The following is a 24,740-nucleotide window of genomic DNA, read 5'->3' on the forward strand; positions in this document are numbered from 1 at the left end:
GTTTTATAACTAAGGTTTGAAAAATCTTAATCGACCTTTAGCTATTTCGAAGCTACGCGCGGATATACTTGGCTATTATAATCTTTATTATTGACGCATTATACAATGTGTTAGACCCATAAACTCACCATATCCATTGAATATTAAAACCAACATTTGCTGTATCGGTTTCAAACCCTTTCGGTTGATATAAGGGGGTAGAGAGAAAAAGGTCATAACTAAAAATATTAATATTTCCTCGAATACCGACAGCAGTACCCACTAACTGGCCATTTGAATATAAACCAATGGGGTACGTATCACCTATAATACGTCCATAATCTAGAGCAAGATAAGGATATACAGAGCTATTAGCTTGATAAAAATTTAATTCATTTCTTAGAAAAAAACCTTTATCACCAATTAATGAATATTCTTCATCAAAGCCCCTTACCGACCATCTATCACCTAATGAAAACTGATCTTGGATGGTTAATCTATCTGGAGTATATTGAAAAAATAATTGTGGGTTATATGTAATAACCATATTATCAAATGTAAAAGGGAGCATTGCATTCACATTAAAAGTAAGTACTCTCCCCATTTCACTGACATCGCCATATTTCATATCCGAAGTTGGTTTTGCACCAAACCATGAAACATTACGTTTATAGTTAACTGACGCATCAATAATTGATGTTCCTATATTTTGTCGATGATTTAATCCAAAGATAATACTCGTTAAATCACGATCTTGAGATGATATCGATATATCCTCAAGGTGATACCTTGATTTCCGTTTCACGAGCTGAACACTCGCAGTATCTTTATAGGTCTGGCTACGTAAAAAAACATTATCAACAGTAAAGTTAAGATAATTATTTTTCCCGTAATAATCGTAGCTCATTATCGTATCATTAATCTTCTGCTTATACTCATTTCTACTCGCATAAGCAGAAAACAACCAATACCTATAAGGGACAGAATAATAAATAGCTTGGTTATTCGAGTAATATCGAGCTTGTTTTTTTAAATTTTCACCTGCGGATAACGATAATGTATCATTCAGTGAAGTCAAGTTGTTCGCATAAACAGATAAATTTATCTGTTCTTTCCCAGTTTGCTTGCTTCCTGTATTATTAATAGAACCTGAAAAATTAAAGTATGATGGTTGATTTTGTTTTATGATAATATCTGTAGATGAAAAATCATCTCCTGGTGCTAATTCTATACTTGCTGCAGAATTTGGTAATCTTTCTAAGTTTTCCAACCCTTGCTCTAAATCTCTTAAGTTAAAAATTTGATGCTTATTTGTTGGTATGAGTGATGATAATAATAAGTGCTGATTACTTTCATCTGCTAATTTAATTTCACCTACTATACCTAAAGTAATATCTATCCTTAGTTCGCCATCCTTTATATTTTGCTTTGGAATGCTGACTCTTGAAGTAACATAGCCAGACTTAATTATGTTATCTTGTAACTCCTTAGCTAAAAATTCAATTCCCTTTACACCAATGCAAGTACCTATAGCCTGCTCAGCATACTTCTCAAATTTTTTTTTATGATTAAATTTTTTGTCGAAAAATAAAGTCACCCTGTTTAGGGGATAACATTCTTTTTCAATCGGTAATGATAATTTGTTATTTACCTTTTCAGATGTATTGTCAAGCCTGTCACTTGTTGCTAATGGTGTGTTTTTAAATCTATTTTTTTCTTGGCTAATTTGATTGGTTATTTGTTGATCGATTGGTGTAATTAAATCACACCATGCTAAAACAGGCATAAAAAATAAAGTTAAAAACAGTATTCTAAAAAACATATTCATCACTTTTAATATAGTTGAGGAGACCTAATGGTCTCCTATTTATTATTTATATAATACTATTTAACATATCGATCTGTTATAATAACAACTGTTCCCCCTGTTATTTCACCTTTTTTTAATGATTGGATTTTTAGTGACTCAACTGTATTTTTGTTATTTGCATTTATTCTTCCTGCCGCATTATTAATAGAGATTGATGATTTAATGTTTGCATTATTATCTGCATTAATCGAACCATAAATGTTACTCAATGTTATTGTATTAATGTTAATATCTTTAGATGATGTAATGATACCTGCATCATTCTGTACTTTTCCATTTAAGTATAGATTAATATCCCCACCAGTAGGTACGCGAGTGGTTTTACTTGATACAATTTTACCTGAATTATTATAAAGATAGCTACCACTCAATTTAATTGAACCATTAACACTTTCTATTCCGCCAGATTGGTTTACTAGACCAAAGCGTGTACTCACCTTTTTGAATGATTCACTATTATTATTATAGATATTAGTAGCATTAATGTTGGCTAAGTTACTGGTATTAACATATCCAGAATTATTATTAAATACATCAGAAATTGAATTTAATGTTTCACCTTGGATAAATCCGTAAGAGTTAATTATATTTTTTGAATTGATATCTGCAGTCCCATTTTTAAATAAAATAGAACCACTATTTGTAATCCTGTCTGCATTAATCGTAAGATTATTATTACTCTCAATAGATGAGATAGAATCATTGTTTATTAATGAAGTAGCAATGTTCATATCTTCACCTGACTTAATCAGACCAGTGAAATTACTTATTGATGTAGTATCAATGTTCAGCTTTTCACCTGACTTAATTATAGCAGAATAATTATTTAAGTTTGTTGCTTTAATATTGATATTTTTTTTTGCGGAAATATCTGTATTGTAATTCTTTATGTGTCCGCTGGATATGTTAATATCATTTCCAGCTAAAATACCTTTCGGTATTTGAGTATTAATATTATTTCTTGAAAGAGCTGAATTATTTAATCTGTTAATATCAATGTTTACATTACCATCTATAGACTGAATAGTTCCATTGTCATTACTCAAATAATTTGAATTTAATTAAACATTATTTTTTGCACTAATATTACCATTTAGGTTATATAAATCTGCTTTTGTATTTAGAGTAATATTACCTCCATCTGAAATAATATTAGAATAGTTAGTTACTGTAGAATTGGTATCTATTAAAATATCCCCACTAGATTTTATATTTCCATTTTGATTTAATACTGGACCAGTGGTGGTTAAAGAAAGACCATCAATGTTAGCAGATATATTTCCGTTATTACTTACTCCAACGCCTCTATCTGTAGTGATCAAAGTGATTTTATCAGAATACATTCCACCTAATGATGAAACATCAATTCCATATTTTGCTGAGCTTCCAGCAGGTCTAATTGGCGTAGTGTATTGATTATCTCTATCAACGAAGTTACTACCCGCAATAACCGTCAGTTGTTTAGCTGCTTCAATTTTACCTCGGACAGATACAGAGCGAGAAATGATATCTGTAGGTGAGTCTGATTTCATGCTACCATTAATAACAATTGTACCTCTGTCTACATTATATCCAGATATTTCACCGTTAAAAGAATTGACTATTCTACCTGTAGTTAATGTTGCACGCTCAGTGTTAATAAAACCGCAGCTATTACATGTGATCCCAGATGGGTTGGCGATAATAACTTGCGCTTTATCTCCAGCGACTTCAATCATACCATTAATAGCACTTGCTCTATTAGAGTTAACTTCATTTAAAATAACTTTAGCTGAACCAGAACTTAAGTTGCTATTTCCTGCCACATTACCGCTTAAAGTGGTATTGGAATTGGTAGCACTATTATTTAAAATAACCCCATTTTTATCTACATCAAATACATTATAAACGTTATGTGATACTCCTTTTTCGCTTGCTTTATTAATATTGACAATTGTTGAGCCATTTGGATTTTTTTGAACCCCTGCTCCATTTGTATTAATAATATTTGCATTTGCTATTGATGAGTAACCTAAAATAATAGAAACACATAAAAAAATCTTATTTAATTTATACATAAGAACCCTTAATAATATAATGGTAAAATGAGTGGCTATTATTAAACAAAAAAACCAGTCCGTTAAGTTAAATAAAATTATAGCTATATAGTTAAGGTGTTCATCGTTAATTAATGCCTTAGATTTTTTAGTCTGCATAATACCAGAGCGTTAGAATAAAAAATCAAAAAAAAACATTTAACAGCACAAGTGATTAATACATATAAAATAAAAAAACCAAAATGATAAATTTATATTACTTTAGTTAACATATAAGAATTAATGTTTTATTTTTACCCATAAAGTGAATAAAAAAAGAGTTTTATGTTAAAAATAAGCATCTTAGCGGCATATAATATACACTTGATCGATATTTAAACAATCAATGACTAACGTAAATGATATTGACCGCCAACTAAAAAACAGGAAAATTAAATTATAAAAAGGTATTTATTAGCATAATCCAATTGAAATGATAAATATAGCCAGTTATAAATATCGCCTTGTAAGCAAAAATCATGAAAGCTATTGCTATTAAGACTGCTCCCAAAGTTTCCAACTCAATTATGAACATCTAACTTGACACTAAAGAGAGAATAATTAATCGATACGTAATAAGGTATCCATACTATTACTAGAGAACTTCATATAGGTATTAATACCGTTATTTATACGTTTCAAAGCTCTTGCTAAGACAGGTTATTTTTTATCGTTAAATAATTTATACATATTCATACTTAAACAATAATACTTAAAAATAACAATTCCAGTTCAATCCTCTATATTAAATAGAAATTAAAAATAAACTTTATATTTATCAACCAATGAACTACCTATAAACTATAAATGCCCACGAAATGATGACATTGAAATACAAGCATTCGATGAACCTTTGTCATTAAGTCTCTAACTCAGCGTAGTACCTCACTCAAACTTACGACAGAGCCGCGAGATCTCGCTTCGTACTATCGTTAATGATATAGCACTAAGGAAATAGAAGATTGTGGTAAATCTACTATTTTTTGGTTAATAAAATAATTATCTTCGCTAAACAGAAAAAGCCCCTTATTTACAAGAGGCTTTTGACGGATTTCATTGTTCAGGTTTTTCTATCCACTAGTAGATTATTTCGCTAAAAGCTCTTTTCTGATAATTTCAGCACCTGCACTTAACGCATTCAGCTTGCCATTAGCAACCTGACGAGACAATGGCGCCATTCCACAGTTAGTTGAAGGATAAAGCTTATCTGCATCAACAAATTGTAAAGCTTTGCGTAATGTATCAGCCACTTCCTCTGGCGTTTCGATAGTATTGCTGGCAACATCAATCGCACCTACCATCACTTTTTTACCGCGAATGAGTTCTAACAAGTCCATAGGTACATGGGAGTTATGGCATTCCAGAGAAATAATATCAATATTAGAGGATTGCAGTTTAGGGAATGCTTCTTCGTACTGGCGCCACTCTGATCCTAACGTCTTTTTCCAATCTGTATTTGCCTTAATACCATAGCCATAGCAAATATGAACGGCAGTTTCACACTTAAGGCCTTCAATAGCCCTTTCTAAAGCTGCGACGCCCCAATCATTAACCTCATCAAAAAAGACATTAAATGCAGGCTCATCAAACTGAATGATATCCACGCCAGCGGCCTCTAACTCTTTGGCTTCTTGATTAAGAATTTTGGCAAATTCCCAAGCAAGCTTTTCACGACTTTTATAGTAGTTATCATACAACGTATCAATCATCGTCATAGGCCCTGGTAGCGCCCATTTAATAGGTTGATTAGTCAGATTACGTAGGAATTTAGCATCTTCTACAAACACGGGTTTTTGACGAGCCACTGCGCCAACAACGGTTGGAACGCTAGCATCATAGCGATCACGAATTTTGACCACTTCACGTCTTTCAAAATCAACACCACTAAGGTGCTCAATAAAGGTGGTCACGAAGTGTTGGCGTGTTTGTTCACCATCACTCACAATGTCAATCCCTGCACGTAACTGATCGTCTAAGGATAGGCGAAGCGCATCCTGTTTTCCTGTGACCAATTCCTCGTTCTGTAATTTCCAAGGAGACCAAAGTTTCTCTGGTTCTGCCAACCAAGAAGGTTTAGGTAAACTGCCTGCTGTTGAAGTGGGTAATAATAATTTCATGGTAAATGACCTTTTTAATTAAATAGCGTAGTTAGCGGACCAATTTTCAAGAATATTTTTGTAAGGTTTAATAAAATTCTCTTCCGTGAATTTCCCTTGCTCAATAGCCAACTGGCTACGTTCTTCTCGGTCATAAACAATTTTTGTGAACGAATAATCCTGATTATTCAAGCTTGGCTGATAGCATTGCCCCGCTACAGCATTGGCATTGTATATTTCAGGTCGATAAATTTTCTGGAATGTTTCCATAGTACTAATTGTGCTAATTAGCTCAAGATTAGTGTAATCCCTCAATAAATCGCCTGAAAAATAGAAAGCCAACGGTGCAACACTATTTGTAGGCATAAAATAGCGAACCTGTAATCCCATCTTTTTAAAGTATTGTTCCGTTAAAGAAGCATTACTTGGCTGATATTCTATGCCTAATATAGGGTGCTGATTGCCCGTGCGGTTGTAGGTGTCTTTATTTGAGACACTTAAACAAATAACAGGCGACTTGCTAAAGTTTTCTTTGTATTCATTAGAGTTAACAAAGTATTTAAATAAGTTTCCATGCAAACTACCAAACTGATTAGGAATACTAAATTCTGCTTGGTTTTTATTATGTTCTAGCAGCAATACGCTAAAATCATAGTCCCGCACGTAAGATGAAAAGTTATTACCGACAATACCATCAATACGTTCATTGTTTTTTTTATCGATAATATTTGTCTTTAGTATTTCAATGACCGGAAAAGCATGACTATTTCCTGCGATTTTCATCTCTACAGAGATGATTTCCAGTTCGATTGCATAACGGTCGCTTTTAGGGTTATCCCAATGTACCAATGAATTGAATCGGTTATTGATCATCGATAAGGTATTGCGTAAATTCTCTTGGCGGTTTTTTCCTCTGGCCAAATTAGCAAAATTGGTTGTTATACGCGTGTTTTCAGAGGGATTATAATTTTCGTCAAACAGACTACTTTTAATCGTAAATGTAAATTCGTTGCTCATCGTACTTTTCCACCTCAAATTCAATCATGACAATCAAGTTAATTTTTATTTCATGAAAACTTTATTTCATAAAAGTTACTGATTTTCACATTCGTCAGTTTTATGTTGTCAATAAGTTAATTAATTAGTCTGGTATCATTTATGCCAGAGCCTATACGCAAGTGAAAGCGACTTAATTTCAATACAACATGAGGGAAATTCATGATCGAAGGTAGGTGTGGCGATTAGAAAACCAAGAAAAACATATCCAATTGTTTTTTAACAAAAAATTAGCAGTATAAAAACAGACAATGAATCAATCTGCTGATAAAAGTGAAAAAGCACATGAATAAAATAAAGGCTAATGAGCTTAATTCATCTTACCCGCACTAGTGTGATAATGTACCGACAGACAACAAGTCCGTTGAGTTATAAGAAAAACCTCTCTCCTAGTGTAGAAAAAGTCGTAATAGTGTTTGGGGGCAATGAATTATTGCCGCTGATGTAAAGCATAAAATAAATTAATAACATGTTATGCATAGAAGCGTTTCGCTTTAAACAAGATGCGTGGCTGGATTTTTTGGCGCAAGTAAAAGGGAAAAAGCCAAATTAAAAAGAAACTAAAGATAAATAAACTGAGTAGTTCATTAACTCAGTGCTTATTTAAACAGCGATTAAGACTTATACTTGGCAAATATCTCATCAATCTTAATTAATTCCACTTCAATCATTCAGCCACAAATATTTGCTAAACTTTTCAAGTTGTTCTGATCATAGTCTTAAGCATATAAAATAAGTTTTACTCAGGATTAAAGTTAAATTACTCAAGCAAATCACCAGTCATTTATCTAAAGGCGTACTACCTATTACATCGTGACAGCTTATCTGCGAGAGGTCTCTGATTAGTATTCATTTCTTAAGCTAAATCAACAATGTTTATATGAAATTAACATAACCGTTCTTTATCGGCACCGAAAAATCATAGGGAAAAAATCATTTTTGTGATTTACCTAAAAAAAATAAATCCAAAATAGAGGAATATACGTAAATTCAGAGTGAATAACTACATATGGGTATTTTATGAAAATTAAACTATTGCAATCAATCGTATCAAGCTCCATTTTATTGTTTTCAACTGCTAATGCTTGCACAACTATTCTTGTTGGTAGTGATGCTACGGCAGACCAATCACAATTTATAGCACGAACAGAGGATCATGACCCTGTACTTTCTAAGGTGTTCCTTGTCCATGATAGTGAATCTATAAATAATAGAATTTTTAAGGCAAATAAAAATAAATTTCAATATCAATTACCTAATAAAGCATTTAAGTATACATCGTTTTCTGATGGTGACACAATTCAGAGTCATGGTGAAAAGTTAACGTGGGGGGCTGCGGGATTCAATGAAGTCGGTGTAGGAATGACGGCAACAGAAACTATTTTTGCGAGTGACAAAGCATTAAAAAACGATCCTTATCTTGTTGATTTTGGAATAACAGAAGATAGCATTGTTGATGTCATTCTACCTTATATAACGACGGCAAAAGATGGCGTTGAACGTTTAGGTAAAATAATTGAAGAAAAAGGGGCTGGAGAAGGTTTCGGTGTGGCATTTATAGATAAAACCAGTATTTGGTATTTAGAAACAGGAAGTGCCCATCAATGGGTCGCAGTAAAATTACCAAAAGATAAATATTTTGTTACTGGTAATCAGGGTAGGATACAATATATAAAAACTGATGATAAAAATAATTATCTTTATTCTAAAGAACTCATTAGTTATGCAATAAAGAATAAATTATATGATAAAGATAAAGATGGTGCGTTCAACTTTGAGAAAGCATATGTGAAGCATAATACGAATAAAAATGGTGATACTTATTACAATTACCCTAGAGTTTATGCTTTGCAAAAATTATTTAGTCCAAACATAAAAACCACATTGTCTAATCCATCTGATTATCTTGTTTTTCAAACGCCGCAAAATAAATTAACGTTAAATGACGTTAAGGCTGGGTTAAGAAACACCTATGAAAATATAGGAAGGAAGCCGTATACAAAAATCCCTGATACAAGAATTAGACCTATATCTATTTTCAGAACTGAAGAATCTCATATTTTACAAACAAGAAAAAATCTACCAGATACCCTCTCTAATGTTGAGTATATTTCTTATGGAATGCCGAGTATATCAATGTATATACCTATTTACACTATGAACATTACAGACTCTAATGTTCCTTTATCATTTAAACAAAAAACTAAAGGAGAAGCAGATTCTATTTCCGCACAATGGAAATTCAGAAAGTTACAATCACTTGTTATGTTGGATTATTATAAATATGCCCCTATTGTTCAAAAAGAATACAGAGATGAGGAAAGCAAACTAAATACGCTACAAAAAGAAATGGAAATCAAATACTTAAAAACTTACAAAAACAATCCAGAAGAAGCCAATAAATTATTAGTTGATTTTCAAAAGCAAGCTTTTGAAATGGCATTAATTTCAACGGATAAATTAACCAATGAGATTTTTTCTAAATTAACTAAAGATATTAATGAACGTTATCTTTTTTCAGGAGCATAGTAAGTATTACAAGCCTATCGTAAATTTGAATAAAATATTTATATAAACCTAAGCTGCAGATAATAATTGCACTTAATACCCAGGTTGTGTTCAGATAATTTGACTAGAACGGTCATAATTGCAAGGACTTAGCCAATAGTTAATTTTTTATGCAGATCTCAGGTTAAATTTGTTTTTAGTAATGCCGCTCCAGCTATATTAGCTCTAGTATTTAGTTAAAATATATTTTTTGGCTTTAATATTGTGGCTACAATTAGAAAAAAATAATTGTAGCCACAGGCCAGATTTTGATATCAAAAATGAATTAAATTATTTTTCACCTATACTTAATTCCATTTTCTATTCATCAAAAGAAAATATTTTTTTCCAATCTTCTTTCATTTTAATAATAACCCAGCCCTTTTCAAGGGCTTCATCATATAAATTTTGGGTGAACCGACCAACTTCCGTATTTGGTAAGCCTTCTGCTGGGCCATAGGCATACTCACGTTTATCATCATTATGAAGTACTAACATACCCAGTCTTAAACCTTTACCTGAAGTTGTATATTCTAACATTTCACGATCACCGGTTGAGTTACCAACCGAAATTATTGGTTTACGACCTATTAATAATTCAATTCCTCTCGCTTTACCGCCAAAATCGTCATTAATTAATAGAGATGGATCAATTAATAATATAGGCTTGCCTGCCTTGTTATAGCTATATTTAGTTACAAAGGATGAACCCATTACTTGCTCTGGAGGAATTCCATATACATTATCACTATACACACGGACAAAATTTTGACCTCCACCAGTAACAATATAAGTTTTATAGCCATTAGCTCTGAGGTAATCGAGTAATTCACGCATCGGCAAATACGTTAATTCTGTATAAAGTTTGTTCCAACGAGGGTCTTTCGATTTTTCTAACCACTTAGCAACTTCTAAATTGTAGGTTTCAACATCCATTCCTGTTAATGCTGTTGCGGCAATAATATTTAATTGTTCACTCGTTAACTTACTAATCTTTTTCGGATCTTTAGTTAAAATAGTTTTAAAAGGCTCTGTATTCTTAAATGTATTATCTTTTTGAGCTAAATACTCAATACGGTCAAATATGTATAGAAATTGAGTGTACATTGGATGCTCAACCCATAATGTACCATCTTGATCGAATGTAGCAATACGTTCTTCCGGCTTAACGAAATCAACGCTACCTTCTTTAGTTGTTTTTTCTACAAAAGATATAATTTTATTTTTTGTATCTCCGTCATTCCATGAAGGTAAAACATTTTGGCTAGCATGTGTAATAGAACTAAAAAGAATTAGAAGAGGAATTGATAACATTTTATTACTAGAAAAATTAATCATAATATGACACACCTTATAAATATAAAAATCACATAAAATTTATTCGCAACATATTACTCTCATCATGGTTATATTTTAGTAATAAACTTATCGAAACCTAAAAATTAACTATCATTTAAAAGTTATATATTGCACCGAATCCTATCTGTGGTTGTAATCGCCAATCTTTTTCTGTACTACCCCAAACTTGATTAAAGTATTTTGCTTGAATAAATGTGGAAAGTTGAAGTTTTTTATCATATTGATAGCTAAAGTTTATTTTTGGTAAAGCAAATAATGTATAAGTGCTACGGTATTCACCACTCATAGCAGATGGGCCAGGCCATTCATACCTAAGATTGTCGGCTAAAAACGGATGCCACCCAGCTTTTTTATTTGATACAATATAGGGGTCAAAGCCACCAACAAAATTAAATTCGAGAGCTGCTTTATCATTAAATTGATAAAGAGTACTATTATAATTTAACCATGCTGATAGCATAAAATAATTAGCATTACTGTATTGCGTACTTTTGTCATATACAATCATTGAACCGTTATACCACTCTCGAAATAAATGTGCATTTAGGGTCAAAGAAAAATTCGCAGGTAATGTCCAGTTAGTTAGCATACTTAACACGCTTGTATTAACATGTCCTGAAGGATCACGTGATTGCCAGCCATAAATATACTTTGGTGAAATAGCAAACTGAGTGGCATTAATATATTTAGATGTTGGTAAATACTCATGAAAATCAAACGAAGTACTAATAAAAGTGTAAGTAGGATCTATTCCTCTAAAAGTATTTCTATTTTCAATCGTTAATGCAGAAGACCAGTTGACCCGGGAGCTTCCAAGGTAACCATACGTATAGTTTAATGTACCTACTGGTTGGCTTAAGCTATTATCTTGCTGCTTTGATTTTCCTGAAAAGTGGTAAGTATTCCAAAGTCTATCCCATTCAATTTGAACTCCCCACTCAGGAGAAAAATTATAGTTTAGAAATAGCGATGGATGTGATGTTGAGGTTTTATATTTTCCTGAGTTACCATAAAAAGTCTGAGTAAATCCCATACTCCCTGAAGGAACAAATTCATCAGCCTGGGCGCCCCCATAGGTAATAAATAATATCACAAAAAGTGTTTTTAATATTTTCATATAGCACCGAGTTGAATAAATTTTAATTTTTTTCCATATTAATCATTTTTAATAAATCGAAATAATATATGTTCCTTTTTGATTGTCTATATTGGAACCACTAAAATTAACTCTCACATATTGACCATTGCATTCTATTCTCTTTTAACCTCTGTTTTAGTAATAATTTACTTTTAAGTAATAAATGTATTTATAGTGCATGTCAATATATTATTTATTCTGTTGTACGAATAATATCAGCACGGTAAATTTTCATCTTTAATCGAAGTTATCCGCATAGACCTTATTGTAAATAATAAATCCCAATGTATATATGAACATCGAAATTCGATCATCTTTTTATTAGCTTTTTATCTAAAAGTAATAACTGTATTTCCATAAATAACTTTCTGATATTTTTTCTCTGTATTCAATATATGAATATCATAAAAAATTGTGTTCACGCTCTATGAATATGGCGATGGTTTTTTCATGCATTTCAGATGACTCTTAGTCGCCTAACGTCGTAACTACATCTAAAATCCCTCATTTTTATTGTCTACCCTTAACAATAAGAATTTCACAGACTACAGACTAATGATTTATAAACGATAAATGGTTTAGTCTTTATATTTTTAAACGCCTAACAAATTTTCCCACTCTAGATATTTTTAGCTCGTATATTGCTATATCCCCTTCAATCATGAGTTTTATATATTTTATTTTTTACTTTTTCTAAAAATCACTTTTAATTCCCGAGCCATACTTATATTTATAAGGTTTTGATTAATTATAATCTATAAATCTTTACAGTTTTATTAGACTATTACAATCCTTTAAGGTTGCGTAATTCAATTTATTCCCCATACCTTATCAGAAACAAATGAATTTTAGGATAATATTGCTGGCTAATTGTTTTACATTCAGATATTAACATTAAAGTTAATACAATTTATTTTTTAATTAAAAATAAACCGTACCATTTACTATAAATTAGGAGTTTAATTCATGTTTAAATATTTTTTTATTGTAATTATATTAGGGTTAAATATCAGTTCAGGGTATACTGATATTATTAAAGAAAATTATAGTCTAGAAACCGCGGGAAATTGGAATTGCTGGGGGCGATCGTATTATAAATTAGAAAATAGAAATAACGATAACAAAAAGGTCTCCCTAAACATTAATACTGATATTTGTGACCGAAAGGAAATAAGACCATTATTTGTTGATGTATATTTACATAATATTAAATTTAACGGGGCAAGTTATAATAAAACTTCAATCGACATCATTGTTCACATAAAGCATAAGCTAACAGGACAAACTGAAATTATGCGAATAACTGAAGGAGTTGGCAAGGTAAGTGAATACGTTAAGCGGTTTGAATATCCTGCTGCAAAGTCAGGCGAATATGAAATAATTATACAGCAAATTTGGGTGATATTTAGAAATAGCGGACGCACTGTTGGTTCGTTCCAGATTAGAGGCGATAATGTTCGCACTGGTGATGGGTACATAAAACCTGGCTATACCAATGATGCGGTAATGTCGTTAATTAATGATGCTAAAAACGAAACTTTGCAAACAGGAAAACCAAGCCATATCATTTTTGGTGGAAACTACGAAATCCCTATGAGTACAGGTCCTGGGAAGTATACTCTTGCGAATAGAGGTAGTTTATTAATTATACCTAGAGTGAAAAATAATGAGAAATTTATCATACCTCATTTACTGGGGGATACTCACAAAAGGGAAGCAGCCAGATGCGAAGGGACTTCTTCCGCCCGCACATCAGATGGGACGCTTGAGTATGCTGAATTATATAATCCAGATGAAGCTTGGTTAAAACTTGAAAAACCATTAGTTGCACTTAATGCAAATTACTTTGATGTGCGACCTCAATTAAATGGTGCCACTTGGAAAAGTAATAAATGTTCAACACCACTGGGTATTTATTTTGATAATATTTCTAATGGGCCAACGCAAGGCACTCACAACGAACCCAATAAGTATTTTGCTGGCCCCGACTACTTCATGGATGATAATGGCAAAAAAGCACCGCTGGATGCAATGTTTTGGAAGATGGATTCAAATTCAAATATCGAAATTTTTTATAGTAATGATATTTCTGATCCAGCAATCGAGCAGCATGCTGTTGAATTAAGCAATAGCGGCTATCAATTCCTTGCTATTGCAGGTACAGGGTTGCCTCTTAGTGTAGGTTCACCAAAGCCTAATCCAGATTCTGGTTCGTCAGAAACAACCCGTATAGGCATTGGCGCGGATGATAATAATAGCCTCATCTATGTGTTTCAAGGTGGGAGTTACCGTAATGGGATAACCAGAATTGACCTTCAAAACCTGTATTATGGGTTAAGCGTATCAAAATCTATGGAGCTCGATGGAGGCGGTTCCGCCGCAATTGCAATAGATAGTAGTGCATTTACAGTTAAAGGAGATGCAAGGCCGTCGTCATCATGTTCGACGTCAGGGGTTTGGTGTTCTTTAATATCTCAGCCTGACGGCAAACATAGACCAGTTCCGTCATGGTTAGGACTATCTACCAATAAATAGGACATAAGAAGCGCAGCCTATACTGCACTTCTTTTTTACTCAATATAATACTGATTAGTCTTTTTTAATCAAAAGGATGGCATCCGAAACTAACCTTTCTTTTTCATCAGAAAAGGTGCCCGTTGGTTTGCCATCTACAATCATGACTGATGACCCACCTCCATCAAGATTCATAGCGGTTACAGCACCGAGGGCCTTCATTAATCGCCCCATTTCCGTAATGGTTGCACCTTCTGAATGAGTTGGATTTCTTCCATAAACAACTGCTATGAATAGAATATTTTCTTTAGTGATACCGATAGCCGTCCGAGGGTGCCGACGAAGAACCCAACCCTCATAAAATCCCTCTCTATTTTCAGAATCATTAGTGAGTGACAATCCATCATCGTCCTTACTTTGGTTTAGGTCTTTTATTTTAGGGTAAGGCTCCCAACCCTGAGCTGCTCTGATTTCAATAGGAATATTTCCATCCACAAGAAGAGAGGGTCCTGCACTTATCATTGTAATCCCAGGTTTTAGTGTGAATTCTTTATTATCAACAAACACTTTATGAACTAGTTTAACTGGTAAACCTTCCTTTAATACCAGCTTCTTGTTACCAGTCAACTGAATATAATTTTTATCACTTTCTATTTTTGTATTTACTACATCTGAATAACTTACAATATCTCCACGTTTATTTAATATAATTTCAGTTGCTCTTACTTGCGGTGTATTATTTCCATACATACTATTATAAACGATGATCTCACTATCATTATTGCAAACGAAATCATGAACTGGTTTTTCTGTTGGCTTGCTTTCATTGCCCCCACAATTTAATAACTTTCCAGGCGTTCGATTTATTCCATTTATTTGGTAACTAAAATCACCTTGAGTTATAAATGACTGTGTTTCCACTGAAGTTCCAAAAAATACCTGAGTTTTTTTACCACTATTATCAAAAATAATAACCGGCCTATTGTTTGTTGCCTCTCTTATTAACTCGCCATTATTCACATATATACCTGCTGGGGCACCGTAATCACCAACTGAATCATCAAAGGCAAAAAATCCGCCATTTACGCCAGCGATTGCTTTTTTCCTATCAACCATTGATGTAACAGATTCAGCTCCTTGTATTTTATCTTTGGCTAATGCGTTAATAATCTTCCCATCAAATCTGTTTAAATCAATCTTTAAAATACTAATATCAAATGGACCAGTTGTTTCCATACCTTCCTGTGCGCTATACCGCACACTAAATTCAAGACCTTTTGCCTGTAATTTGTCCGCCTTTGCTTTAGCTTCATTTTGGTTATTAAAGCCCTTAATTCTAATTATTGGGCCAAGAGGAGTGCCTAATGGTGCTGTTTCCGTGGCCGCGTTGACCTCAAAGGGGATGTTTAAAGCTTTAAGTTCGTTTATATATTTTTGTTTTGTTTGAGGGGTTATTATTCCAGTAGAAAGAATATAACCATCCTTCCCTACCGCCCCTCTTTTTATTTCATAAAGAGTAGCCCCTTCACTCAAGTCCTTTTTAATTACGGTCTGGTTTAAATTTGCCTTTCCGATATTTAGATCGGGAACAGTCCAATCTGAGGCATAACTTAATAGGGGAGCCGCCGTTAGTAATACCAGTAATTTCATCATTCGCATTTGAGCACCCTCTGGAATTAAAGAATCAAGGATACATAATTTGCGTCGATTAATATGTAACACATGTCATAATTTAACTATTTCGCATAATCTATAAATAAAAAGCAAATAACAGACCAGACAAGATGAATTGCGTCTAGTTTGACCTTAACAATATAGTTATTTTTATCTATAAAAGGTAATAACACTTCTGAATTCTCATACAGTTGTTGATATAACCACAAAGGCCTTCGCTTCCTTTTGCGTTGCGACCAAGCACACAAACCGCTTGTCTGTGCTTTCGGACAGCACATACACTTTATAGAAATGAGAGTCCGCCAAAAAGAATGTGTTTCTTAGGAATATGCAAGGCATCAATAAATGCACCTTACGCAATTATATTATTTTAGAAGATTTTTATTGTTAGCGATTACACTAGCAATCAAAGATTCTCCTGGGAAATCAGCAATTATGATTCCAACTGTTCTATTAATGCCCTGTCTGTTGTATTGATTAATTTTATCCCTTGTCAAGATATTTGTACCTTCAAATGCGATTGTACAAATCCCAATAAAACAAGAAACCCTTGGAAAATCAGGATAGCTACGTTTCCAGCCAGGTGTCGTAAGTCCCGTGGACAGCCTTGGCGCTGACGTGCCAGAAGATGAGTGACCACTAGCTACAAAATATGGAAATGCCCCGCCAGAACCACTGAGGTAGTTAATATATGTAGTCCGAGAACTACCATATATTGCTGTAGCTAATTGTTTTTTAACATGCTCCCACTTCAAGTATAAGTCCCAGTTAGTTTTAAGCTGATATTCATCTTGTATATTAGCTTGCCAATAGGAATTACCATAGTTCATAAACTCCCCCCCATCACTCAATATGACAAACTTACCCCTCACTTCAGATAATTTTGTGTTTAAAGATGCCAGTCTGACATACTTATCCTTATGCAAGGAAATGTAATACTCAAGGGTTTCACTCATAGTTCGAGTGTTGTTTTTATTTGGTTCCATTTCTTTTTTCAATCTAAATAAAACTATTTCAGATGGATTCTTTTCCAAAAATCTATCAACAGAGTTAAGAAAATCGCCAAACATGACATCAAGAAATACAATCCCATGATGCAAAGCAAACCTATCGCTTGTATGCCTAACACGTATATCAAACATACGAATTCCATATTCAAGTTGTTGGTCAAAGTTAAGAGTTTGAGTTGCAACGCTATCGACAAAACCTTTGTAAGCCGCACTATCATGCGTACCAGGGATTGCCACCTCAGAAAGTAGAGCATCATCCCTAATCGTACTCATCCATCTTGATTTGTTAGTAAATCCATCACTGGCCTTTCTGAAATAAGCTGAATCCCAATGAGCATAACTTGCGGTACAAAAAGACATTATTAGAATATAGGAAAATATCTTTAACATGTTTAGGCCCTTAATTTAGTGAGTTGAATGCTTTAGAAAATAGAAATAAACACACTCGATTTACAGGTGAGAACATCTTAATGATAGCATTTCAGTGGGAAAACAGATCAAACATACTGGTAAAGATGATATATAAAAATTATTAAAAACATAGACATAAAACAAATAATTGCAATTATGATAGTTTAGGTGATTACTAATTTATAAAGCAGTTTTTTTGAACCGACTGAGGATAATAAATTATAACCATCCGAATAGTGAGTAGTTATACTATAACTCACTGAATATAAAGTAAATTACACCTATTCAGCGGTTCTGGTACTAGTGCGGATTAGGTAATCAAAGACGCTAAGTGCGGCGTTCTAAAAGTGAGTTAACTAATTGATTTAAATGGATTTAGCTAATAGTCAATGTCCACATATTGACCACACTTAAAAAGCCTCTTTTGATAAGAGGCTTTTTATTTTGCTTATTTTTTAATATGTTGCCGTTGTATTCAGTTTAACCATTATAGCAACAAGTTTGTCCATAAAATATGATAACTTAATCCATAACAATTTAAAGATGGCGTTCAATCAAAATTATAAGGACAAATTAAATGATTCAGGTGATTGGAAATGGTTGGAATATAACTTCATGCGATGACAGCCACCAAAAACTAGCAGAAGCAGTCTATGGTATATTCTCGACTTTTGTTGGAAAAAAACTTGAAAACAACATTTTAGTACGTAACGACCTTTCACAAGGATTTCCAATAGCTTTATATGAAAAAAATAATGAGGATTGGGAAATTATACTCTCATGTGCATCTGGCACCCATTGGGCACAAATGGCGTATCAACTTGCACATGAATTATGTCATTTATATTGTAATCACTCCAGCTCTCGAGGTCATAAACACAAATGGTTTGAAGAGAGTCTATGTGAATGTGCTTCTATCGCTGTTTTATACAAACTAGGTAGTGATTGGAATAATTTTGAGATATCTGCTTATAATGCAACCTATGGTGTAGACATTACTAACTATATCAATGATGTTACTAATAGCGTTACTACTATATTTGAGAGTAATAAATATTTTGCTTGCTGGTTATTGAACAATATACCTAAGCTTGAATCATGTTCAACTCAACGAGATATTAATAGAATCATTGCAGTTCATTTATTTAATTCCATTCTAAATCAATCACCTGAAAATTGGGTTGCTATAACATCACTAAATTTATGGGATTGCTATCTAAATGATAGGTTCAATGACTTCATCGAAAGCTGGTTATCTGCATCCGATAAAAATATCAATGAAGTTTGTAAATTTGCTGATATTTTAAAATCAGCTGACTAATGTAATTAGTAATAACTAGGCTACCCATCCATCAAAACATCTCCATCTGTTTTTCTCCCCGATGTGATTTAGGTAACTTATCCATCGGGATTTCAAAGCCTTCCGGCAGCTCTTGTGGAATAGTTTTTGTTAGATAAATCTCCACTGAGGTTATTGTCGTAAAAGAACAACCACATAAAATATTTTGGCATTGGTGGTAACTTCTACGGGTTTCACTACTCATGGATTTACTGGTTTTGGTATAAGTCACAGCGCCACACTTTGGACAATTGAACGCCATATTTTAACCTTGGGTTTGGAGTATGCCTTAAGTTAGGTTAATCTATTCATAACAAAAATCAATTAAAAGGTTTTATCATGGAGCAAAAACAATCTATATGGAGCGTTATAGCGATTATTGTACCACTTACTTCCTTATTTATTTTTATTTCACCATATTTATTATTTACTTATTTAAAAATATTAAATGCCGAAAATTTCTTCCCTTTCCTTTTGAATGAAACTTATTTATTTCCTTATCTTTTATTTGTTTCTTCATTTTTGTTTTTAGTTTTTATAATTGTTTATATTTTACCCACTTTACTTTATGGCTTAATCCAAAAACCAATAAATAAGGTAAACATAAAAGGAAAAAAGAAAAATGTTTATTTTGTTAAGAGGATTAATTTCTTAGTCGCATCTCTATCTGCACCATTGTTAGTGTACTCTTCAATTACACTAGATATTAACAATGGAACCACCGGAATTTTAGTTCAAATTATTATATCCATGCTGATTTCTTTTTTTATTTTAGCGATTAATTTAAAATACACTTTGCGAATGATAAAAAAAATAAAAACACGTTATTTTATATTATTAATATCACCACTAGCATCAATTGTTCTCATCTATTTTTTTGAGACTGGAAGGACTCAAGCTTCAGTTATTATTTCTTTTATATCAGTTTTGTTTTTAATGTTAGTTATATCATTAATATTTCAAGGCAATAACCGCATTATTACCAAGTGCAATGAAGATAGAGTTATCATGTTATTTATAATTTCAATGATGATAGTAATTACTGCTTTTGGGATGGTTTTTTTTATTAGCCCAAACGTAATTGAAAACAAATACAACAACAATTACTTCTTTGATTTCATTAAGCTATATTTATTTTTGTGCTTTTTACCAAATGTTATTCTATACATAATATCAAAAGAGAACACTTATGTTAGGCTAAGTTTTATTTCTGGTTATCTAACCCTACTCTTTATGTTTACCAATATAGTAGATATAATTGCGTACAGGTCATTTAATTCAATGCATTTTATTAATGAGACAAAACTAAACGTTAACAAATGGTATTCACCCAAAAACCCTATACCAATTAAAAATGAAATCTATAATGGAACAGTATTTAATGCTTTTCAATCCTTAAATTACTCTCTATTATGTGAAAGAAAAAATGATCAGTTTACTATTTCAGATATACATTTTCGTTCACTAAATAAACCACCTATTACAAACGATAATTTTTTCTGCATTTATATAGAAAATAAAGATATAAATCTTATTTCCTCCACAAAAAAAACAAAAGATGAGTAATGTTAAATTTCATCAATACCAACATCTTTGATCCTTATTTCTAACTCCAAACTTGTGATAAAGCCGTGATCATCGATTTGATGAACAACACGGCTAATCACCCACTGGTGACTATCAATGGTCGGTTTAAAGCCTGTCACGGTCACGGGCATTTCAGGGTATAGGTCTGCGCGCCCCTCAGCCAAGGTGATATTAAATTCTGCTACGCCTCTTTGTAATTTTGACCACTTGGCCGCGGCGGCACGTTTAGCGGATTGCTCGTTTTTAAAGGTTTGCCGCATCACAAAAACGTTACCCTCGGCACCCTCGATGTAATCGCCCTCTTTTTTGCTCGACTTCTCTTTTTTGGTTTTTTGCTTGCGTTTAAGGTTGGTTTTCTTTTGTTGGCCATAGTTCAAATCGAGCCAATAGGCTTGTACGCCGGTGTACGCTTGCCGGTCAGCAAACCGGAAATATCGCTGTTTTACACAAAAAAAGGCACTCGCCCCCGAGTGCCTTTTGACTACAACTCACTGAATATAAAGTAAATTACACCTATTCAGCGGTTCTGGTACTTGTGCGGATTAAGTAATCAAAGGCGCTAAGTGCGGCTTTGGCACCTTCTCCGGCTGAAATGATAATTTGCTTGTATGGTACTGTTGTACAGTCACCCGCGGCAAAAATACCTTTAACACTGGTTTCGTTGCGTGCATCAATCTCGATTTCACCCATACGGTTTCTGGCAACGGTATCACCTAACCAATTAGTATTAGGCAATAAACCAATTTGTACGAATGCCCCAGCGACTTCTAACAAATGCACACTATCATCAGTACGGTCTTTATACTCAAGGCCTGTCATTTTGCTGCCATCACCTTTCACTTCTAAGGTTTGAGCATTCAAAATAATATCAACATTTTTTAAACTGCGTGCTTTTTGTTGTAATACTGAATCTGCTTTTAGTTCAGGTGCAAACTCCAGCACCGTTACGTGGTCAACAACCCCCGCTAAGTCGATAGCTGCTTCAATACCTGAATTACCACCACCGATTACAGCGACGCGTTTGCCTTTAAATAGTGGGCCATCACAATGTGGACAGAATGTAACGCCTTTGGTGCGATATTCTTGCTCACCCGGTACGCCCATATTTCTCCAGCGAGCCCCTGTTGTGATGATAATACTACGTGATTTCATCACGCCGCCTGATGCCGTTTCTATGTGATGTAAGCCACCAATTTCTTCAGCCGGAATCAGTTTAGTCACTGATTGGCCATCAATAACATCAACGCTATAATCATCAACGTGATTTTTTAACGCTCCCGCAAATATTGCCCCTTCGGTTTTGATCACTGAAATATAGTTTTCAATATCAACGGTATCCATAACTTGACCACCAAAGCGCTCACCAATCATACCGGTACGTATCCCTTTACGAGCCGTATAAATAGCGGCTGAAGCACCTGCTGGACCACTACCGATAACTAAAACCTCGAAAGGTTCACGTTCTGTCAGAGACTTAGCGGCTCGTGCATCTGCGTTGGTATCTACCTTACTCACGATTTCGCTTAACGTCATTCGCCCTTGACCAAACTCTTTTCCATTTAGAAAAACTGCGGGAACGCCCATAACATTACGTTCATCAATTTCATTTTGGAAAAGTGCACCATCAATGGCTGTATGACTAATATTTGGGTTTAAAACTGCCATCAAGTTCAGTGCCTGAACGACATCTGGGCAGTTATGACAAGATAACGAATAGTAAGTCTCAAAGTTAAATTCACCTTCAAGGCTTTTAACTTGATCTAATAACTCTTGTGCTTCTTTCGATGGATGCCCACCGATTTGCAACAATGCCAACACAAGAGAAGTAAATTCATGTCCCAGAGGCGAGCCTGCGAAACGCAAACCACTGTCTGTACCTGGGTTAGTAATTAAGAAAGATGGGGTTCTTAATGTACTATTATGCTCTTCACGCACAGTGACTTTATCTGATAACGACGCAATTTGTTCTAACAGCTGTTTAATTTCTTTTGATTTTTGGCTGTCATCTATATTAGCAACGAGTTCTACGGGTTTAGTTAAACGTTCTAAGTAGGCTTTCAACTGTGCCTGTAAATTATTGTCGAGCATGTAATCCCCTTTAATTTTTATCATAAAATCGGGTACATATACCCGTCATGATCCAAGTTGTAGGCCTAAACACCTACAACTTGAATGCTCTTACGTTAATCAAACGCTAGATTAATTAGATTTTGCCAACTAAATCTAAAGATGGAGACAGTGTTGCGTCACCTTCTTTCCATTTTGCTGGGCAAACTTCACCTGGGTGGCTAGCAACATATTGCGCTGCTTTAACTTTACGCAGTAAGTCTGATGCATCACGACCAATACCTTCAGCTGTGATTTCAATCGCTTGGATGATACCTTGTGGGTCAACAACGAAAGTACCGCGATCTGCTAACCCTTCGTTTTCACGCATGTTTTCGAAGTTACGTGTTAATGCACCTGTTGGGTCACCGATCATCGCATATTTGATTTTACCGATGGTGTCTGAGCTTGCGTGCCATGCTTTATGGGTAAAGTGTGTGTCTGTAGAGACAGAGAAAATTTCAACGCCTAATTTTTGGAATTCTTCGTAGTGATCAGCAAGGTCACCTAACTCAGTTGGACAAACAAACGTAAAGTCAGCTGGGTAAAAGAAAAATACACTCCATTTGCCCGCAACATCTTTCTCAGAAACTTCGATAAATTGACCGTCTTTAAACGCTTGGTTAGTAAATGGTTTGATTTGAGTATTAATTAATGACATATGATGTTCTCCTGTTTGGTTGCCTATTAAGTTACTGTTTTTTAGCGACTTAATCCAATCAGTACGTACTATCGATTTGATAGGTACAATCTAATCATTGTTTAAAATTAATAGGTAAAACATTAAAACGCTTACTGCCTCATTCAGCAAGCGTTTTATTTATAGAGACTGTTTTAGGAGGTTGATAAGTTATGCCATAGTGGCAATGGTTTTACGGAAACGAATAAGCGCTAACGTGAAAAATACCCCGCCTATTACGATTAACACGGCAAATTGCGGCCAAACAATTTGGAAACCGGCGCCTCGATATAAAATCGCCTGAGCAAGGCTAACAAAGTGCGTCGTAGGCATAGTCTGCATAATATCCTGCACTAACTGAGGCATACTTTCTCGCGCGGTCATCCCACCTGAAAGCATATTTAAAGGCAGTAATACCAAGATCATTAACAAGCCGAATTGGGGCATTGACCGCGCAATTGTCCCCATAAAAATACCAATCGATGTTGTCGCAAATAAACTCAACGCGACTCCCCCCATAAATAATAATATTGAGCCTTCGATTGGAACTTGTAACAATGTTTTGACCACTAATATCAATGAAACACCTGATGCAATCAATACCACCAGCCCCATTGACCATATTTTTGACATCATGATTTCAAAAGGGGTCAATGGCATCACCATCAAGTGCTCTACAGTACCATGCTCTCGCTCGCGGATTAGTGCAGCACCTGTTAATACAATAGATAACATAGTGATATTATTGATTATTGCCATCACTGACCCAAACCACGATTGTGTTAGGTTAGGGTTAAAGCGCATCCTCACCTCTAAATCCACAGGTAAGCTTGCATTGCTTCGGTACTTCGCTAAAAACTCATTGACCTCACCCAGTGTAATATTTTGAATATAGCTATTACCTAAAAATGCTTGGCTCATCCGTGTCGCATCAATGTTGACTTGAATTTCGGGATGACGCCCAGCAAGGACATCCCGTTGAAAATTAGGGGGAATATCCAAGGCAAAAGTATACGACCCACGATTAAGTAGGCCATCAATTTGGTCAGGTGTAATGTCAGCTGGCGGTAAAAAGTACGGTGCATAGAAACTATTAATGATTCGATTAGATAACTGGGATTTATCTTGGTCAGCTATCGCAATCGGTGCATTATGCAATGAGCCCGGCGTAACGGTTGCTGATGAATAAATTGAAACAGTAAAAGCAAACACGATTAACGCTAGCATGGCTTTATCACGCCCTAAGCTACGTAATTCTTTAATTCCTAGATTAAAAATATTTTGTATTTTCCGCATCATT

Annotated in this window: 17 protein-coding genes and 1 pseudogene; 4 read left to right on the forward strand and 14 right to left on the reverse strand. The window is 34.1% G+C overall.

The window, feature by feature from the left end; translation table 11 throughout:
- Positions 1–124: 124 nt before the first annotated feature.
- The 5 genes from ACLPIE_RS03585 to ACLPIE_RS03605 all read right to left on the reverse strand — a co-directional run bounded on the left by ACLPIE_RS03585 (position 125) and on the right by ACLPIE_RS03605 (position 7,037).
- Positions 125–1,801, reverse strand: coding sequence for a ShlB/FhaC/HecB family hemolysin secretion/activation protein (locus tag ACLPIE_RS03585; protein ID WP_430259730.1), 1,677 nt, complete (start codon positions 1,799–1,801; stop codon positions 125–127).
- Between the two features lie 62 nt (positions 1,802–1,863).
- Positions 1,864–2,895, reverse strand: coding sequence for a hypothetical protein (locus tag ACLPIE_RS03590; protein WP_430259732.1), 1,032 nt, complete (start codon positions 2,893–2,895; stop codon positions 1,864–1,866).
- 15 nt (positions 2,896–2,910) lie between these two features.
- Complete coding sequence (locus tag ACLPIE_RS03595) at positions 2,911–4,044, reverse strand: filamentous hemagglutinin N-terminal domain-containing protein (RefSeq protein ID WP_430259734.1); 1,134 nt, start codon at positions 4,042–4,044, stop codon at positions 2,911–2,913.
- Positions 4,045–5,009: 965 nt separating this feature from the next.
- Positions 5,010–6,041, reverse strand: a complete 1,032-nt coding sequence (locus ACLPIE_RS03600; RefSeq protein WP_430259736.1) for a methionine synthase — start codon at positions 6,039–6,041, stop codon at positions 5,010–5,012.
- Between the two features lie 18 nt (positions 6,042–6,059).
- Complete coding sequence (locus ACLPIE_RS03605; RefSeq protein ID WP_430259738.1) at positions 6,060–7,037, reverse strand: DUF1852 domain-containing protein; 978 nt, start codon at positions 7,035–7,037, stop codon at positions 6,060–6,062.
- A gap of 1,059 nt (positions 7,038–8,096) precedes the next feature.
- Here ACLPIE_RS03605 and ACLPIE_RS03610 point away from each other — a divergent pair.
- On the forward strand, positions 8,097–9,605 hold the full coding sequence (locus tag ACLPIE_RS03610; RefSeq protein ID WP_430259740.1) for a C69 family dipeptidase: 1,509 nt from the start codon (positions 8,097–8,099) through the stop codon (positions 9,603–9,605).
- 339 nt (positions 9,606–9,944) lie between these two features.
- Here ACLPIE_RS03610 and ACLPIE_RS03615 read toward each other — a convergent pair whose 3' ends face one another.
- On the reverse strand, positions 9,945–10,961 hold the full coding sequence (locus tag ACLPIE_RS03615) for an HAD family hydrolase (protein ID WP_430259742.1): 1,017 nt from the start codon (positions 10,959–10,961) through the stop codon (positions 9,945–9,947).
- A 115-nt stretch (positions 10,962–11,076) separates the two neighbouring features.
- Complete coding sequence (locus tag ACLPIE_RS03620) at positions 11,077–12,099, reverse strand: FomA family porin-like outer membrane protein (protein ID WP_430259744.1); 1,023 nt, start codon at positions 12,097–12,099, stop codon at positions 11,077–11,079.
- A 987-nt stretch (positions 12,100–13,086) separates the two neighbouring features.
- Between ACLPIE_RS03620 and ACLPIE_RS03625 the strand changes: the two genes are divergently transcribed.
- Complete coding sequence (locus tag ACLPIE_RS03625) at positions 13,087–14,655, forward strand: phosphodiester glycosidase family protein (RefSeq protein ID WP_430259746.1); 1,569 nt, start codon at positions 13,087–13,089, stop codon at positions 14,653–14,655.
- A gap of 54 nt (positions 14,656–14,709) precedes the next feature.
- Here ACLPIE_RS03625 and ACLPIE_RS03630 read toward each other — a convergent pair whose 3' ends face one another.
- Both ACLPIE_RS03630 and ACLPIE_RS03635 read right to left on the reverse strand, forming a co-directional pair.
- The gene (locus ACLPIE_RS03630) at positions 14,710–16,293 is read right to left on the reverse strand and encodes a phosphodiester glycosidase family protein (protein ID WP_430259747.1); all 1,584 of its coding nucleotides are present in this window, start codon (positions 16,291–16,293) and stop codon (positions 14,710–14,712) included.
- A 380-nt stretch (positions 16,294–16,673) separates the two neighbouring features.
- Positions 16,674–17,708: a phosphatidylinositol-specific phospholipase C gene (locus ACLPIE_RS03635; RefSeq protein ID WP_430259749.1), complete on the reverse strand. Its 1,035-nt coding sequence runs from the start codon at positions 17,706–17,708 to the stop codon at positions 16,674–16,676.
- A gap of 598 nt (positions 17,709–18,306) precedes the next feature.
- Between ACLPIE_RS03635 and ACLPIE_RS03640 the strand changes: the two genes are divergently transcribed.
- Positions 18,307–19,050, forward strand: a complete 744-nt coding sequence (locus ACLPIE_RS03640) for a hypothetical protein (protein WP_430259751.1) — start codon at positions 18,307–18,309, stop codon at positions 19,048–19,050.
- A gap of 31 nt (positions 19,051–19,081) precedes the next feature.
- On the opposite strand, the gene ACLPIE_RS03645 is transcribed toward ACLPIE_RS03640, so the two are convergent.
- Positions 19,082–19,330 (reverse strand): Ogr/Delta-like zinc finger protein, encoded by a 249-nt coding sequence (locus ACLPIE_RS03645; protein ID WP_430259753.1) that lies wholly within the window; start codon positions 19,328–19,330, stop codon positions 19,082–19,084.
- Between the two features lie 77 nt (positions 19,331–19,407).
- Between ACLPIE_RS03645 and ACLPIE_RS03650 the strand changes: the two genes are divergently transcribed.
- Complete coding sequence (locus ACLPIE_RS03650) at positions 19,408–20,634, forward strand: hypothetical protein (protein ID WP_430259755.1); 1,227 nt, start codon at positions 19,408–19,410, stop codon at positions 20,632–20,634.
- 2 nt (positions 20,635–20,636) lie between these two features.
- On the opposite strand, the pseudogene ACLPIE_RS03655 reads toward ACLPIE_RS03650, so the two are convergent.
- The 4 genes and pseudogenes from ACLPIE_RS03655 to ACLPIE_RS03670 all read right to left on the reverse strand — a co-directional run.
- Positions 20,637–21,086, reverse strand: a pseudogene (locus ACLPIE_RS03655) (contractile injection system protein, VgrG/Pvc8 family); the annotation flags it as partial.
- Positions 21,087–21,168: 82 nt separating this feature from the next.
- Positions 21,169–22,743, reverse strand: a complete 1,575-nt coding sequence (ahpF, locus tag ACLPIE_RS03660; protein ID WP_430259757.1) for an alkyl hydroperoxide reductase subunit F — start codon at positions 22,741–22,743, stop codon at positions 21,169–21,171.
- Positions 22,744–22,858: 115 nt separating this feature from the next.
- A complete protein-coding gene (gene ahpC, locus ACLPIE_RS03665) occupies positions 22,859–23,422 on the reverse strand; it encodes an alkyl hydroperoxide reductase subunit C (protein WP_430259759.1) in 564 nt (187 codons plus the stop codon).
- Between the two features lie 189 nt (positions 23,423–23,611).
- Positions 23,612–24,736, reverse strand: a complete 1,125-nt coding sequence (locus ACLPIE_RS03670; protein WP_430259880.1) for an ABC transporter permease — start codon at positions 24,734–24,736, stop codon at positions 23,612–23,614.
- Positions 24,737–24,740 lie beyond the last annotated feature (4 nt).

The organism is Providencia sp. Me31A, assembly GCF_050487165.1.
Classification (GTDB): Bacteria; Pseudomonadota; Gammaproteobacteria; order Enterobacterales; family Enterobacteriaceae; genus Providencia.